A 17,357-nucleotide genomic window follows, 5' to 3' on the forward strand; every position below is an offset into this window, starting at 1 on the left:
GCGGCGGGACCAGCGTTTTTTACTCATCTTCAGGGATACTCAACTGAGGGTTGCCGGCCAAGCCAGGCGTTGTATTGCCGCCAATCTCTGTAGGCCCCCTTCGCATCTGGGCTATGCCACGGGCCCCGAGATAGTGCTTTATCAATAGTCGTATCTGAACTGTCGAATCTCAAATCTCCTACGAAGCCTGCAGCTGTGCGAGAATTTTCGAAAACCTGCATATGGGTATGAATGATTAAAATATAGTCAAATTGCAGAATGGTAGTTCTGGAGCGGCGTGAGCCGCCCCAGAGTGTTTGGGCATACATGACTCGTCATTTGAGCGAAGTCGATTACTATGAAGGCAAAGTCATTGCTAGATGGCTACAGCCCTTTTAAACATCTCTGCAACATTACTGTTGTATTGTTCAGCGCTGAATGCCTTGAACGTCAAAGGAGTTTTCAGGTGCTGCTTCATAGCATCGGCAAGTCCCGCTACGCTGTTTTCAACCAGTAACCCATACCCTGGAATTAAGATGCTATGCGGCCCTGGAATGTCTGTGGAGATTACGGGTTTGCCTAACACCAATGCCTCAATAATCGCCAAGCCTTGACCTTCATGGTCTGAGGAAAAAACAAATAGATCCAAAGACTTTATGAGTGGGTAAGGATTTTGTCTGATACCTGCCAACAGAACCCGATCTTCGAGGTCTAGTTCGGTGATGTGCTGTTGAAGATTAGACCATTGCGAACCGTCCCCGACAATGACGAGTTTGATGTCTGCCTTGGTTTCATTGTAAACCTGAGAAAATGCAGTGATCAGCTTATGATGCCCTTTCTCGGGTGATAGCCTGCCAACGGTTCCGAACGACTGAGACTCTCCTACCCAAGCCAAAATATCAGCATCCACAGGGCTGACTGATTTTGTAACGATTTCTTCGATATTGATAAAGTTGTCACAATATACAAACTTCTCTTCTGAGACGTTTGTCTGTGGCATCAGGTTTATGATGTTCTGATGATTGACGCTTTCAGAAACGGAAATGAGCTTGTCATAGCAGGGGTAGAGTTTGAATATCCCAGACAGAAATTCATATTTAGTAAGGTATTCTTCCATCATGTTGTTATGAAGGTATACGACTTTTTTGGAATTCTCAGGACCGTAGCCGAGCAATCCAGTCCAGAATTTCCCGTACCCTTCGAACTGAATCGTGACATCGAACTGCGCACAGCCAAAGACCCTTTTGAACTCTTTTCGCATGAGTTTGCGATAGACTTCCCACATTTCCTCTGAGTGAAGGGTGTCTTGTGTGTTAAACGTGTCCGCAACCAGCTTTTCCTCAGGCGAATAATTCACCATGCCTACTCGGCTTATGATCTGAACTTTCTTACTGACCGAAGCGAGTTTGTTGAGGCGATAAGGATCCGCTTCAATGGTGTCTGGGTCGATGACGAGCGTGATGCTGTATTTTTCGTCATCAATCGCGTTGATGAGGCTGAGACAAGATTGAGTGATGCCGTTTGGGGGTAGAGCGCCGGCATAAATCAGGATGGATTTTCTTGGATCTTTGAATCGGTCGAGCGCATAGGTCTTATCATTTTCAAAAATAAGGTTTATGGCGCGCTCTGTCGCATGCCCATTAGAGGCGTCAAAATACTTTGAGTTTTCATCTGTGATTACGAGTGGTTCTTGCGGCGTGCTGACAAGTTCTTCAATCTTTCTCACCAGGCTTTCACGTGTAGTAACCATCGAGCCAGGAATTGAATCAAGATCCAGATACATGCCCCTCGTGGAGCAGTATTCGTCATGGTCATAGGCATAGTAGATGATCGGTTTGCCAGTAGGCATGAAGTCGAAGCAGATGCTCGAGTAGTCAGTAATCAAGATGTCCACGATTGAAAGGAGCTCCGAGGTCTCGATATCTGAAGGCACTGACTTGAAGCCTTGCTCTGCTATCAGTTCTTCAGACATGTGGTGCCCACGGAACAGTACATTGCACGGGAGTCGCTCCAGCGTCTCCAAGTCATTCACCAGCTGTACCAAGTCAACGGTTGCCTCCGAAGTGGTTCCTCTCCAAGTGGGCGCATAGAGTACAGTAGGTAGCGAATCTTCGATTTTTAGCTTTTTAGCAAGCAAGGACTGTGCGCTAGGCTCTTTAAATATTACACGGTCGTTTCGAGGGTAACCTGTTTCTGCGATGATCCCTGTAAAGCTTCCAGCGATATCATGCGATCGAACCATGACATCTGAGGTATGTGAATTAGGGCTGATGAGGTGCGTGGCATGCAAAAAGTTTCTGGAGACATTCTTGTGCGCCATGAACGAATTCTTATTATCCTTGCCTAGCCCCTTCATGGGTGTGCCGTGCCAGGTATTCAGATAGATTTGCTCTGGACGCCGTACAAACCACGGCATGAATGTATTGTTGTTTATTAGATATTTTGCGGTTGCGATATATCGGCGGTATAAGTAGCTGTTCCGTTCAGCCAAGATCACCGTTTTGGATTTTTTCATTTCCGCAGGTGCAGTGCTGATGTCGGTAAGCGCCCAAACATGAGTTAGGTGCTTGTACTTGTCATTCGATGACAGTGCTTTATATATGGCGTAAGGATTGCAACTTACAGAGGCGCCGTGGAAGCTCTCGTAGAAAATCACGTTCTCTTCGATGGGGAGTGTTTCGATCAGCTCATTGTATTCGATGGCATTTCTCAGGCCGTTGTTCTTTTCGTACTTGGAATAATCGAAGCCGTAAGCCCGTTTAATAATTCTGCTTTGTTCAAACGCCTCGCTGGCTTGCTCGAATTCCTCTGCACACATCAATGAGTGGCCGAGCAAGTAATGCCACCTTTGGTTATGAACATTGCTGCGTGCGATCAACGCCTTGAAAGCCTCTGCCGCCCCTTGCCAATGGCCCTGCTTGTGAAGTTCCTGGGCAAGCTCGACATAGAGTTGTGCGTTGAATGACATTTTCTCGGAAATCGCACTGAGTGCGTATAGCCGATCCAGCAGTTCGATAGAGGTCTTCTGGCTTTCCTGGTCCTCGGCTGTCTTCTCGCTCGTTTCTTCCAAAATCTCAGGCTCAGCATAAGTAAGCCTTTCTTTGGTTGACTTCAAGAACGCTAAACAGGCCGCTTTGTGTTGCCCGGCAAGCTTCAGGGTATAGCCTTGACGATAGAACCAGTAGGCTTCGAGTTTGTTGCTGCGCGTCGCGGCAGTGCCGTATGCCTCTGCCGCGTCTGAGAATCGCTCAGCGCGTTCTAAGACGAATCCGAGCCGGTAATACCAGTAATTGTGCGTGGAGTCGAGACCGATCGCCAATTTGTAGTGGGTGATCGCAGCCTCCCAGTCGAAGCAACGGTCATAAGCCATGCCCAGTCTGTAGTAGAGCTCCGCATCGGTAGGCGTTTCCTCGAGTTGTTGGCTATAGCGTTGTGCTGCTTCCTTCCAGAGGCCGCGTGCTTGGTGGAGCGCTCCGACCCCAAAGCGATTGACCGTTGCGTCTTTGCTTAGCTGGATACTCTTTTTATAACAGGTTTCTGCTAAATCATTTTCTTGCAGCCGCTCATACAAGTGGCCCAATCGATAAAGCCAGTTGGAATTATTGGCTTCGATCGCAAGCGCCTTCTCATAGCACGCGGCTGCCTCTGCATAGCGGTTAAGCTTCTCGCATACTTCGGCATATCGGACCCACAAGTCCTGGCGTTGTGGCGACAATTCGCAGGCCGTCTGCAAGGTATCCGCCGCTTGCCACCATTTTTTCTGAGTCGTGTAAACGCGCGCAAGCGTTTCGAGATGTTCTGAAGCTTTGGACGTGGCGCAAATATGGCTGTAGATCAACTCGGCGTTCACGACGCGGCCAATGCGCTCCAAATAAGCGGCCACAGCCAAAGACGTCGTAAGGTCGGGCGAGCTACCCAGGAATACTTTGCACGCCTGATCCAGTTGGGAAAGTTCAAGCTTGCCGCCAGGCTTGATCGACAGATTGTTGGCGATACCGAACTCTAAATAATGGATCAGTGGGTTCAGTTCGCGTAGGTCGTTTTGCTGGTGTGTCAGCCAATACCAACCCGTATCGAAAGCTGCAGACGGGTTTCTGAATTCAGAAGCGCCATACGTCACAAAATGATCGAGGGGGTCTACGTTGCTGCCCGCGACGTCAGGGTAGGTTTTGACATAAAAATCCCGATCGAATAAAGACGAATCCGAGATCCTCTTCACGGCTGACATCTGCTCGGGATTTATGCCCGCAGCACGGACGGACTGCGTCATGGTCGAGCTCGCCAAGTCGCGGTCCTGTTTGAGCTCTACAAAATGCACAAAAGCGTTCTTTCCAATCGATTCAGGGTATTGCTTGTTGTACGAGACAGGATCGAAATCCTTTCGAGGAAGACGACCTTCTTGAGCACCATATAAAACGTAGTGATCAATTGGCGGAATACCGCTTGCCTTCACGTCCGGGTACGACTCATTGTAGAAGTCGTTGTCGAACAGGCCCGAGGCAGTCAGGACAGTTATTTCGCGCAGGATACGTTTGCGTTCAGCGTTCAGGTTATTCATACGAGTGACAGACTGGTTTTGATTTCGGTCGTGGAAATGGCTGGGGTACGGTCCAGGTAAATGACTTCGCAGTGCGCTTTGAGCATGTCGAATTTGCCTTCCCAGTCATTACCCATGACAAATATTTGCGCGTCATATTTACTGATATCGGAAACCTTCTGTTCCCAGTTCTCTTCTGGGAATACGAAGTCGACGTAGCGAATCGACTCGAGGACAATTTTCCGATTTTCATAATTGAGTAGAGAAGACTTGTGCTTGCCAGCGTTGAATTCGTCTGACGACAGGCCAACGATCAGTCGATCTCCTAGTTCGCGTGCGCGCTTGAGGAGGTTGATGTGGCCGCGGTGCAAGATGTCGAATGTCCCGTACGTGATAACCGTTTTCAATTCATACTCCTTAATCTATTAGTTGTTTAACTCGTTCGATCAGTCTTGCTGAGTTACGGTCATCACAGTGGTCAAAGAAAATCTTCTTCTTCCAATCGTAACTGGCGGTCCTCTCTGTAACGCAATCGGTTTCGGTAAGTTTCAAAGCCTCGTAGAGCGCCTCGAAGCTAAAGCAAACGGCGCCTGGAAACACATGCTCAAGCTCATAAAACAACCCACGCTCAACATCCGCGTAGTATTCATAGTCATAAGCGAAGCTCACCATCGGCTTGCCCGTCAGCATGAAGTCGATGAAGCAGCTCGAATAATCCGTGATCAACAAGCGCGCGGACCGGTATAGGACCTCGACGTTGCGGTAATGTTCATCACCCAGGTCAAGGGCGCCCAACGCTTGCAACTGTTCGGCGTAGGAGCCCGTCCGGTCGGCCATGTGCTCTCTGACGCCCAGCACCAGGTCGTGCGCGGCCAGCCACTGCCGTAACTGTGCAAGCTCTGCCTCTTTGAATTGATAACAGGCATTGCCTTGTCCGTTGCGGAACGTCGGCATGAACAACACCAGCCCGCGGCCGGCCAATTCAGCCTCCAGTCGCCGGCTTTCAGCTTGCAAATCGTTCGGCAACCGCTCGAACGCGCGCAGAATGAAGTCGTTGCGCGGCAACCCGGTCAGCCACACGTCGTTGTAGGTCAACGGGTAGAAGGCCGTTGCCATGGCCAACGTGTCGATGCTCGAAGAACTGATCACCGCTCTGCAGCGCGCATGCTCTTCAGCGATGGCGTCACGTTTGGTCTGTTGGTCCAGAGAGGCATAACCAATGCGTTTGAGCGGTATGCCGTGCCACAGATTGATCAAGTCGTGCAGGTCGCTCGACAACGGATAGACCAGGTTGCGCGTGGGCGTGTGTTTAATGAAAAGGATTTTAGCGCGCAAGAGATGGTATTGGCCTTCGGGGCTCTCCAACGGAACGACAATGACGTTGCGGCCCTCCAGCGTCACCGGTTTACCACGCGTGAGAACGATCTTGCGGATGCTTTCGTCGTCTTTGATCTCTTCGAACACCGCCCGCTCGTTGCCGGAGAACACGCCAGAGAAGGCGCACACCGGAAAGGCCCACCAGTGGTCGTATTTGGGCACATGGTGATCGGCTTCGATGAACTCGGCGTCCGTCAGTAGCGCCTCGGGGATCTGCTCGTCGTCGGCGAGCCTGGACGTGCCGATATACAGATTGTGTTCGAGCACCTCCGGGTCGGTGATCCGTACCAGGTTGCGTTCCATGGCCTCGACATTGGCCTTCGGCGCACAGGCCAGGATCTTGTCTTTCCACCGGTACAGCTTGGGCACTTGGTAGTGGTTGGCCGTCAGCAGGTAACGCTTGAAGAGGGGGAAACCCGCTTCCAGCAGTTTGAAGTGCTGATTGCTGTAGATGGGGTGGAAGGGGTACAGGCTTGGTATGAACGTGTCGAAGACGAAACCGCGCGTGATCAGGTAGCGGGTCAGACCGACCTCGTATTTGAGGATGACGTTCTGTTTGCTGGGCTGCCGGGTCACCGCAGCCAGTTGCCTGCGGAATCCTGGGTCGGCGACCACGGGCCGGCGATAGGCCACGAAATACGAGCCGATCAGGAAGTCGTAGGTGTCGTCTTCTTCGAACCGTTCGAGCAGGGAGACCCGTACCGTGTCCATCGGGATGGGATGCTTGAACTGGTTGCTGGGTATGGCCTTGGTCATGGCGATGCCTTTCGTCGCCTGCAACCCCCACCAGTCGCAGCGGCGCGCGTCCATACGCTCGAACACGGCGTCGAAATCGGTGACCAGATAACAGCTGTCGTTGGCCAACAGCAGCTCGTCGTATCGGTCGATGGTGTCCCACCCGACCAGTGACGTGGCCAGCAGAGAATAGGAGCCGAAGTCATAGCATTGATGACGCTTTGCCCATGCGCCTTTGACGATACCGGCCAGCTTGTCCAGCTCGCCTTCCTGCATCGCGCAGTCGGCGAGATAGAAGACATCGGCATGGGCACTGAGCGCACGCAAGTATTCGACGACGTACTCGTCGACCACACCGTCAGGGTCATACCCCGCGAACAGGCAGATGCGCTTGATCGGCCGCTCGAGGTGGGTGGCGGCCTGTGCGCTCGAGGCGAATGGCCCCTGCGGGCGTGGCGAGGCGCCTGCGGCTCGGCCGAGGTGCAGGAAGTGCGCCAGCGGGTTGACCGCATCGCTGGCCGGGTCCAGGTACGTCGACCAATACCACCACACATCGAACGCCGCGCAAGGTTTGCGCAGTTCTTTCCAGCCACTCTCACAGAAATGGTACAGCGCGTTTATGTCGCATTGGGCGACATCCGGATTGTTCGTCAGGTAGTAGTGGGTGTCGAAGTAGGCATTCGGATTACGGTTTTCCCGCGCACCGTGCCGCGCGAAATGCACCAGCGGGTCGATGCCGCTTGCGGCGACGTCCGGGTACTGCTCGAGGTAGTAGGCCGCATCGAAAGTACCTGAACGCCACAGGGTCGCGATGACCAGGTCCGATCCCGCTTCGGGTGGCGGTGGCGGGAGCTTAACCGACATGCGCTGTCTCCCGATCGCGTGGCGCGTGGCCAACCTGGGTCGACGCAGTGCGCCAGTCGAGTGCGTTGCCAACAGCCGGCTGCGCGTCTTCGTAGCAGACTTTGCCGCCACCGTGGCGTACCTCGCTCATGCGCGGCGGCAAAGCCAGCCCACCATAGGGGCCGCTGAGGTAATCGTGGCTGAGCGCAGGGTGATAGAAGGGGTCCTGCTCGCCTTTGGAGAACCAGCGCTCGGTGAAGTGCTTCTGTTCACGTTGGGCCCTGGCGCGTTTTTCCGGGGCGATGTCCTTGCCGCGGCTGGCCGACTCCGCATGGATGAGCTGTGCGTTCGCACACCACACGATCTTCAAGCCAAGTTCACGCACGCGCATGCAGAAGTCGACATCGTTGAAGGCGACCGGATAGCGCACTTCGTCCAGGCCACCCAAGGTCTGGAAGACCGAGGCATGGACCAACAGGCACGCGGCCGTCACGGCCGTTTGCTGCCGAGTCAGTTGATTGGTCGCCAGGTAGCCCGCGTCGTGCTCCGCCAATTGGTTGCCAGCATGTGCGGCCAGGCCGTTGATGCCCGCCACCACACCGCCATGCTGCACCATACGGTTGGGCCACAGCAGTTTGGCGCCCACGGCGCCCACACCGGGCCGCAACAGTTGGCTGACCATTTCCTTCAACCAGCCGGCGTCGAGGATCTCGATGTCGTTGTTGACCAGCCCGATGATCTGGCCGGTCGCGTGTTGCACGGCCGCATTGTTGATCTCGGAATAGTTGAACGGGTACGGATGTGGGACCACCTTGACGCCCCGGTCGGGCAGCTCGGCAAGGTAAGCGAGGGTTTCCGGCACAACCGACAGGTTGTCCATCACGATGATTTCGAGATCGGGGTAGTCCGTCTGGCTCAGCAACCCTTCGATACAAGTGCGCAGCAGAACAAGCTGATCCTTGGTCGGGATCACCAGGCTGACTTTCGGCAGCGAGGTCGGCAGGGGCCAGACGACTCGCAACAGGCTTGGGTAGTCAGGAAGTGGCGTTACCTGGGCGCCCGGCGCGAGCGTCTCGCACAGCCAACGGACCGCTTCCAGCCTGCGCGGACAAGGTGCCTCGAGTTCGGGGCTGCTGGCGCTGTCTGCATGGCGGTGGTAGAGCACCTGGGGGAGATGCGCCACATGGGCCTGCGCTTGTTCGGTGCTCAGGACCACGGCCGAGATCAGCAGGTGCCAATCGAACGCACGGTGTCCCGCGCTGTGCAACCGCTCCACGGCGTGGGCGATCGTATCCTTGTGGAAGACCGAGCCGCGCGTGAAGGTATCGGCGCCAAGAAAGGCATCCAGGTCCCAGACCGGCTTGAACCAAGGATGGCCCCGTTCCCCACTGGGCAGATCCTGGTCGCAATCGGCATAACCCCATGCGGCGCCCTCGGCCAACAGCAAACTCAGTTGCGCCAGGGCATCGGCCCTTAGGCGATCGCCGGCCCACAGCGGCACGATGCAGGTACAGCCTTCGCGCAGCAGTGCCAGCAGCGCCGGGGCGAGATCGTTCGCTTGCGTTTTGACAAGGTGCAGCGGGCTTTCACCAGAGGCGTTCAGGCTAGCCAGGGTATGCGCTTCGAGCGCGCAGCCGCTTTCTCCGATCAGTAGAACGCCGACCTCATGAGCTGCCGGCGCCTGCATGGCGCTCGGGCGCTGGAAGGCATCGGCCCAGGCGGAATACAGGTGCCAACCTGCACTTTTGGGCAGGCGCAGGCTCTGCTCCTTCGCCACCGCCTCGATCAGGCCGAGCAGCGGCTCGTCATGTCGTGCGGCCAGTTGCTTGACCAGGCCTTCGACCCCTTCGGGGGCGCAGCACAGCGTGATGGGACTTCCGGCCAGAGGTTCGCCCGACTCGCTCTCGATGCTCAACGTATGGGGCTTGCCGTCGGCGAAGGACCAGGGTAAATCCACCACGAAGCCATGGTCGCTGCTGTCTCGGTAGGCCAGGGCCTGACTGTGCTGGTCGCATACCACTTGCATCACCTGACGGTCACCTTCGCGAACGCGGATCGTCATGCGCCGCTGCGGTGCCTGCGGGTCCCACGCCCAGCCACCGATACGCAGGCCGCCGGTATGCCAGACCTGCGATGCGATCAACTCAGGCTCTTGGCCGAACGGGGCGGGGAGGGTGATGGCGCCTGCCAGCGAAACGGGTTCGTTGGCGACCTTGACGCTGATATGGCGCGCCTGGTTCAGCCAGCTTTGACGCAACTGCACGGCGAACCCATTGAACTGATCGCCTTGCGTCGCTTTGGTCTCGAACAGGTCGGCACGTGCGATGGCCACGCTGGCGCCGTCGATATGGATCTCGACGATGAGGCGCTGGCCAGGGTCCAGGGTATCCAGAGCCCATCCTTGCAGGACGTCGCCGTACAGTCCGGTGATCTGGCCCATGAATCGGGTCGCGGGAAGCGAAGCGGTGTCCGCTGGGGATTCGTCCAAGACGTGTCGTGACATCAGGCCGGCTCGGTAATGGAAAGGGAGTGGAAAGGGAGCAGGGCGGCAGCATCGCCCTGTGCCGTGAACGGTGCATGCAAAGGAAGGTCCAGATCCCGGGCAAGTGCCGCGGCGCGCCATCCCGACACGGGGCAGGCCTGTAGGCTGACCACGGCGCCGCAGCCCGACATCGCGGCGTTTTCCGCCATCGACAGTACGGCCAGGTCCGGCAAGGTATGCACCGCGCCCGTGGCGAGCAGGCGCTTGCTCCAGGGTTGTGTGGCTTCGATCAGAAAGAGGGCCGGCGACCGCTCCCGGGTGACCCGCTGGGCAAGCGCCAGCCATTGCATCGCTAGAGACTCGTCACTCAAGTCGTCGCCGATCAACCAGGTATTGGTCTGCATGTCGTTGTCGAGGGAGGCAGGTGCCGTCACGGCAGCCAGCACCAATTGGGCGCCGGGCAGGGCCGCCGCATGACGGACCAGGGATGCGTCCGAGGGCACTTCGATGCGCTGCGCCGAGGCGGCGAATCGAAGGCTGAGCTCGCTGGCGTTCGCGACGAGCAAGGCATCGTCGTGGCAGCGGATGCTACACGGTAGGCCCAGCTGGGTCGGCAAGTCGTAGACCGGCGAAGGCGCGTTTTTCAGCCCTTCGAACACCAGGTCGCTGAGCGGCAGACCGCGCAGATCTTCAATCAGGTGCGCCCATTCGCTCGGCGCATAGTCCAGGCTGATCTCCAGCGGCAGCAGTTGCGCATGGAGCGTGACCCAGTTGCGTAGACCGTCGCGGTGCCACGTCAGGCTGAAGGGCGCTTTCGGGCGATTACCGTCGTGCAGGTGCAGGGGTGAGCGGGCTTGCTTCGACAGGTCCTGGTGCTCGGCCAGCCAATGGGACAGCCGTGCACGCTGTAGCGCTTGCCGGGCGGGCTTGATCGGATCGCGTCGGCAGAAGGCTTCGTAGCGGGCTTCGGCATCGGGGTAGCGCTGGCGAAGGATGGCGTTGTTGTAGGCCACACGCAGGTTCTTCTCTTCGCCGAACGACACACCGCCTTGGTGCGCGACGAACACGTTCGGAGCGCCCAGGTGTTTCCAGCCAAAGCTGCGAGCGCGAAGGCACCAGTCGGTTTCTTCGCCGTAACCGCGCAACAGCTCGATCTCGTCCAGGTAACCGACCTGGGCGATGGCTTCGCGTTTGATGTACAGACAGAAACCACAGCCTGTCTCGATTTCGACAGGCGGCGCAGGGTTGCGCTTGGCGAGTGTGTCGAGTTCGGCATGCTGGGCGGCTGACGGCATCGGTTGGCTGATGCGGCTTCGCGGAAAACTCATCAGTTCGCCGTTATTGGTGAAGGGGGTGACCGAGGCCGTGCGTGGGTCGCTGTAGGCCACCTGACGCAACCGGTCGATCCAATCCCCATGCACTCGAGTGTCGGCGTTTAGCCAGATCACGTCTTTGTCCAGGCCCAACGCCATGGCGCGGTTCATGCTGCGGATGAAACCCAGGTTGGTAGGGTTCTGCACCAGGGTGATCTTGCTCTTGCCTGCCAGCACTTTCAGCGCCTTGCGCAGCGCGGGAAGGGGAGTGGCATCTTCGATCACCACGAGGCGGTGTGGCGTGCGGTTGAGCCGACGGGCTTCGATGGCGCTGTGGATGCATGCAAGCGTTTCTTCCAGGCCGTTGTAGACCGGGATGAGCACGTCCACGGCTGTGGGCTTGGCGAGGCGGGCGAGCGGTGTAGGGGGCGTCCAGGCCGGAATAGCCTGGACGGGGCTGCCTTGCAAGGGCTGGCCGGTCTTGAAGCGGGCGGCTACCACCGCGCCGGCCTTGGGCAGCTTGGCGCGGATGCCCCCATGGCTGGACGCGATGCCAGCGGCCGTCAGCAGCGCATCGGGGCGGCTGGCCGGCACATCGACCACTTGCCCGTTGAGCTCGAACTGTACGACACAAGCTTCACTTGGGTTTTTCAGATCGATTGCCCAGCCTTGGATTTCCTGCGCGCTCGGCTCGTAACGGACGACGCCCACAGGGCCAGGATGCTGCGTCTTGGTATCCAACAGCTTGAGCACGAGGCCCAGCTCTTGCGGCGAAGCGATCTCCGGCAATTGAGCAAGAATGAGGCGCTCGATCTGCTCCGGCGTGTCCGATTGGCTGCGCGCATGCCACAGGATCTGCCGCAGGCCGGCATCGTTAGGCTGTTTTTGCCAAGCGGCAGCCAGATAGCGGGTCGCGAGTTGCGGTTGCGCTTGGTCCAGCAGGCAGCGGCCTAGCAGCGCATGCAGGTCCGAGCGCTTGGGCAGGGCTTTGACGGCGTTGCTGAAATAAACGAATGCGAGCTTGGGTTGCTTGGGTAGTGCCTCGATACCTTTCCAGACGAGTGCTTCTGGACGGTACTCGGGTACGTGCAAGGCCCGGTCGAGCGCCGAGGCGGCGCTGGCGTGCTCGTGTGCCTGGCGATGCCGGTGAAAAATGTCCATGAGCGTTTCTCGCCCATGGTCGAGTTGTCTGGACATAAGCTGGCGTATTCGGGGGAGATAAATAAAAAGAGGGGCAACTCGAAAGTCACCCCTTTTCGCATACGTCCCGGCCTTGCGGCCGGGCGTATCCTTCACTACGACAGTGCTAGTTACACGTTACCGTGCAGAACTACCACGTTGTCGATGTGATCGACAGCTTCTTGCGAACCGACGATACCGATGGCGACGTCAGCGTGCGAAACGCCGGCAGCCAGAGCTTCGGTCCAAGCAGCCTTGCCGCCTTCGTCGGCAGTGCGGCCCAGGGCCGACTGGTACAGGGAGTCGACGAAGTCGCCGTTGGCTTTGTCCAGAGCTTCGGACGAACCAACGATGCTCTTCGCGACGTCTGCACGGCTTACACCGTTGTACAGAGCCGATACCCAGTTCTGCAGGCCGCCTTCTTCGGCTTCGCGACCCAGTACGTTGGTGTACAGGCTCGAAACGAATTCGCCGTTGGAAGCGTCCAGCTCTTGAGCTTCGGCCGAGACGGAGATGCTAGCGGCGACGTCTGCCAGCGAACCACCGTTCTGCAGCACTTCTTGCCAAACTTGCGAACCGCCTGCGTCAGCATCGCGACCCAGCAGAGCTTGGTACAGCTCGTTGACGTCAGCAGCGTTGACTGCGCCGCCGAATTCGGACGATTGCAGGAAGGTGTTGGCGATGTCGCTCAGCGAAGTGCCAGCGTTGACAGCTTCAACGAAGGTTTTCGCGCCGTCAGCGTCAGCGTCGCGGCCCAGCACGCCTTGGTACAGACGCAGCGCAGCAGCTTCAGCGTCGCTGTGAGCCAGTGCGATGGTGTCCAGAGTGCCGTCTTCGTTGTTGAAGGTCAGGAACTCAGCGTTGGTGATCGCGGCAGTTTGGTTGCCGGTCAGGTTGACGTTGAAGTTGTTGCCAACGGTCAGGTCGTAGTCGGAGCTCGAACCGTCCAGTTGAACGACGTCGAAGCCTGCGCCAGTGTCGACGACATCAGCGTGGTTGCTGCCGCTCAGGATGACGGTGTCATTGCCCGAACCGGTGGTCACGTTGTTGTTGCCCAGGCCAGCGATAACGGTGTTGTTGCCGTTGCCGGTGGTGATGGTGTCGTTGCCGTCGCCCGAATCGATCAGGGTGTTTTGGTCGCCTTTGACGTTGATGACGTCGTCGCCGTTACCGGTAGCGACTACCAGGTCGACAGCGGAAGCGTCGACTGCAACGCGTGCTTCGGAAGCAGCGAAGGTCTGAACGTCGCCAGCAGCGGCTTGACCTTGCAGGTTGACGACCAGGTTGGCATCGCTCTGCAGCACGTAAGCGCTGACGCCAGCGTTTTCAGCAGCGGCCAGGTCGACGACGACTTGGTCACCTTGAGCGCCTTCGACTTCGCCGAAGACGATGTCAGCGGTGCCGGAGGTCGGCAGCTGAACGGTGTTGCCAGTGATGCCGGCGATACCAACGGTGTCGGTGGAATCCAGGTTCAGGAGGCTGTTGATCGCTGCCAGGGTAGCGTCGGACAGGTTGGCGCTGTCGGCGGACAGGCTGGTTTGCAGATCGCTGCTCGATTGTGGGCTATCGTATTGCATGAGTAATTCCTGTTACATCAAGCCGATTGGCTTGCACTACTGAGAGTCTGCTCGGTTGCAGAGTTGTCCCACGGAGACTTATAGCGGGCAGCGTTCATCTTCGTAACGGGTTTGATACAGATATGCAGGGCTACCAAAGGTTCCATACCGGTAGGGCCGTGCATGATCTGGTTGGGCACGATCAGTTGCGGCGCATGGCCGCGGAACACGATGTGGCCCAGTAATTCGTAAAAATGGCGGTTCGGGCCGACCAGGCTGAAGCCTGCGGCTACCAGGCCAAGCGACTGATTGCGCATGCCTGTGTAGGCGCCGGTCGCCACGTTTGGCCTAGGGCCTGAGCCTGCGGTGGTCGAGGTATAGACCAAGTCGATGCCTTCGGGTTTGTTCGCCCACTCCACGCTGAAACCTTCGAGCAGGCGCGTGTCGTCTTGCTGGCCTATCCAACCTTTGCGCGACACTACATCGCCTTCGCCTTGCACGTAGGCAGTCAGCGTAAGAACGGCTGGTGCGTGATCGGATTCGATGGCGGTAGCCGGAACGGCGGTCGCGACAACAGCGAAGCTGCGCATGATGGCCGGCGAGGTGTCGATGCGATCGATGCGCAGGTCGATAGGTTCGATGGTGGCATCGAACATATGGTATTCGGTGATCAGGACGGTAGTAGCGCCGCCTTTGACGCGCGCTACGATGGTGTCGCCCAGCTTGTGCAGCATGTTCTTGCTGATGCCTTCGCCTGGGAAGAAGTCGATCGAGCCTTTGCCGAGCGGCGCTTGTTGCAGCGCGATGCAAACCGGTTTGTCCTGTGGAGGCTGCGACGCATAACGGAAAATGTACATTCCCGGCTCTAGTAGCGTCACGCGAGAGCTGATTTTCAAGCCGTCAAGGGTATGCGAAGGCAATGACATGGCTTTTCAAGCTCCTTTGAACATAAAGCACATCAAACTGCTGGAGAGGTGGAACCGGATTCCTGCAAATGCGCAGCGTGTATAGGGTTCCCTCCGATGCCGAAGGGTAAGCGATGGACAGATATTGTCAATCAATGTTCATAAAAAAAATTTCTTTATGTGGATAGAACTTACGGTTATTTGGGAGGGTCTGTCAGCGATCTGTGATGTGACCTACGTAAAATCGACATAAACGAACTTTCATGTAGAAAATGCTTAAAATTCAACCAGTTAAGTATAGTATCCGGGATTCGTTGCGTTACCCGTCAATATTCAAACGCGAGCGCCGGTTGTGATAAGCGTCACAATCGCCGACCGCGCACAGTTCGATACCCCCGGTATCGTTGTCCTGCTTCGAATGCCTTCGATCCAGGCGCTTGCTAACTGAAAAGTAGGTACTAGTTCATGCAGCTACCGCTTGTCGCTCGCACCGGTTAAGCCTGTCCTTTTCGTCCCCCGCCAGGCGCGCCCCTCTCTTCAAGGGGGTGTTACACTGCGCGCCGTTTTTGCCCTCGCGTTAGTACGGATGCCATGAGTCGTATAAAAGAAAATAACTTGCGTGCCGCCCTCCGGGCCTGCAAGAGCAGCTTTCTCTCCGTGGGCTTTTTCAGCCTGTTCGTGAACACGCTGATGCTGGTGCCCACCTTCTTCATGATTCAGGTGTCTGGTCGGGTCGTGCCGTCGAGCAGCGAGTCCACCCTGCTGATGCTGACGCTGATCATGACGGTGCTGATGATCACGCTGGGCTCGCTCGAGTGGGTGCGCTCGCGGATCATGGTGCGCATCAGCAACCGTCTGGACGTGTTGCTCAGCCGCGATGTGTACCGTGCCAGCTTCCGGCGCGCCCTCAATAGCGGCGGTGGCGACGCGACCGCCCAATCGCTCAATGACCTGACCTCGCTGCGGCAGTTCTTCACGGGTCCGGGGCTGTTCGCGTTCTTCGATGCGCCCTGGTTCCCCATCTATACCCTCGTGATGTTCCTGTTCCATCCGTGGTTCGGCTGGATGACGCTGGCGTGTGGCTTCATCCTGACTGTGCTGGCGTTCGTCAACCATCGGGTCACGGGCGATGCGCTGGCCGAGGCGAACAAGGAAAGCGTCGTGTCCAACATTGCCACCACCAAGACGCTGCGCAATGCCGAAGTGATCGAGTCGATGGGCATGCTCGACACCTTGATGAACCGTTGGGCCAAGCGGCAGCGCAAAGTGCTCAAGCTGCAATCGGACGCCAGCGACAAGGGCGGTGCAGTGAGCTCGGTGTCCAAGACGTTCCGTATGTGGGCGCAGTCGATCATGCTCGCGATGGGGGGGTATCTGGTGATCACTCACCAGATCAACCCAGGTTTGCTCATGGCAGGCTCTTTGCTGCTGGGTCGTGCGCTGGCCCCTATCGACATGATGATCGGAAGTTGGAAAGGCTTTGTCGCGGCCAAGGTGCAATACGACCGGTTGGACAAAGTGCTCGAAGATCAGAACGCCGAACCCGAGCGTATGAAGTTGCCGGCTCCGGAAGGCCACATCCAGGTCGAAAACCTTGTGTTGGCACCCCCGGGCAGCAAGACGCCGGTGCTGCGCAACATCAGCTTCGTGGCGCCGGCCGGTTCCATCGTCGGCATCATCGGCCCTAGCGCCGCCGGCAAGTCGACGCTGGTGCGTGGCCTGATGGGTATCTGGCCCAGCCAGCATGGCGTGGTGCGCCTCGACGGGGCAGACATCAGTGCCTGGGACAAGCATGACCTTGGGCCCTATGTCGGCTACCTGCCGCAGGACATCGAACTGTTCGAAGGCACCATCAGCGAGAACATCGCCCGCTTCGAGAAGGTCGACCCGGAAAAGGTCGTGGAAGCGGCGCAGACGGCCGGCGTGCACGAGATGATCCTCATGCAGCCCGACGGCTACGACACGGTCATCGGCAGCGATGGTGTCAACCTGTCCGGCGGTCAGCGCCAGCGCATCGGTCTGGCCCGCGCACTGTATGGCAAACCCCGTCTGATCGTGCTCGACGAGCCCAACTCGAACCTCGACGATGTGGGAGAAAAAGCGCTCGGTGTCGCGCTGCAGAAGATCAAGGAGAGTGGGGCGACGGTGTTCATCGTCTCGCACCGTCCCAACATTCTGTCGCGTCTGGATCGTGTGTTGGTGATGTCTGCCGGCACCATCACCCTGTACGGCGAGCGTGACAAGGTCATCGCCCAGTTGGCCCAGCAGCAGCAACAGGCGGGCACGCAGCCACGCATCACCAAGGGCGCCCCCGGCGCACCGGGCGCCTCGGCGGCGCCTGCACCTGCTCCTGCCGCACCGGGCACACCGCCTGCGCCACCCGCCGCGCCCGCCGGGGACACCCCAGCCGCGCCGTCCCCTGCAACCCCGAACGGCGTGTGAAAGGACTTC

General features: G+C 57.7%; 8 protein-coding genes. 1 reads left to right on the forward strand and 7 read right to left on the reverse strand.

Annotated elements, in window-relative coordinates; all coding sequences use genetic code 11:
• Positions 1 to 355 precede the first annotated feature (355 nt).
• The 7 genes from ACSMEV_RS09870 to ACSMEV_RS09900 form a co-directional block, all read right to left on the reverse strand.
• On the reverse strand, positions 356 to 4,537 hold the full coding sequence (locus tag ACSMEV_RS09870; RefSeq protein ID WP_459208224.1) for a CDP-glycerol glycerophosphotransferase family protein: 4,182 nt from the start codon (positions 4,535 to 4,537) through the stop codon (positions 356 to 358).
• On the reverse strand, positions 4,534 to 4,923 hold the full coding sequence (gene tagD, locus ACSMEV_RS09875; RefSeq protein ID WP_459208225.1) for a glycerol-3-phosphate cytidylyltransferase: 390 nt from the start codon (positions 4,921 to 4,923) through the stop codon (positions 4,534 to 4,536). The genes ACSMEV_RS09870 and tagD overlap by 4 nt, the downstream gene beginning before the upstream one ends.
• Positions 4,924 to 4,933: 10 nt before the next feature.
• Positions 4,934 to 7,492 (reverse strand): CDP-glycerol glycerophosphotransferase family protein, encoded by a 2,559-nt coding sequence (locus ACSMEV_RS09880; RefSeq protein ID WP_459208226.1) that lies wholly within the window; start codon positions 7,490 to 7,492, stop codon positions 4,934 to 4,936.
• On the reverse strand, positions 7,482 to 9,974 hold the full coding sequence (locus ACSMEV_RS09885; protein WP_459208227.1) for a glycosyltransferase family 2 protein: 2,493 nt from the start codon (positions 9,972 to 9,974) through the stop codon (positions 7,482 to 7,484). Before ACSMEV_RS09885 ends, ACSMEV_RS09880 begins: the two co-directional genes overlap by 11 nt.
• Complete coding sequence (locus ACSMEV_RS09890; protein ID WP_459208228.1) at positions 9,974 to 12,427, reverse strand: glycosyltransferase family 2 protein; 2,454 nt, start codon at positions 12,425 to 12,427, stop codon at positions 9,974 to 9,976. Before ACSMEV_RS09890 ends, ACSMEV_RS09885 begins: the two co-directional genes overlap by 1 nt.
• Before the next feature lie 149 nt (positions 12,428 to 12,576).
• Positions 12,577 to 14,022 carry a DUF4214 domain-containing protein gene (locus ACSMEV_RS09895; RefSeq protein WP_459208229.1) on the reverse strand — a complete coding sequence of 482 codons (1,446 nt, stop codon included), beginning with the start codon at positions 14,020 to 14,022 and terminating at the stop codon, positions 12,577 to 12,579.
• Between the two features lie 17 nt (positions 14,023 to 14,039).
• Positions 14,040 to 14,858 (reverse strand): hypothetical protein, encoded by an 819-nt coding sequence (locus ACSMEV_RS09900; RefSeq protein ID WP_459208320.1) that lies wholly within the window; start codon positions 14,856 to 14,858, stop codon positions 14,040 to 14,042.
• Between the two features lie 639 nt (positions 14,859 to 15,497).
• Here ACSMEV_RS09900 and ACSMEV_RS09905 point away from each other — a divergent pair.
• Positions 15,498 to 17,348 carry a type I secretion system permease/ATPase gene (locus tag ACSMEV_RS09905; protein WP_459208230.1) on the forward strand — a complete coding sequence of 617 codons (1,851 nt, stop codon included), beginning with the start codon at positions 15,498 to 15,500 and terminating at the stop codon, positions 17,346 to 17,348.
• Positions 17,349 to 17,357 lie beyond the last annotated feature (9 nt).

This window comes from Pseudomonas sp. MLB6B (assembly GCF_054508135.1).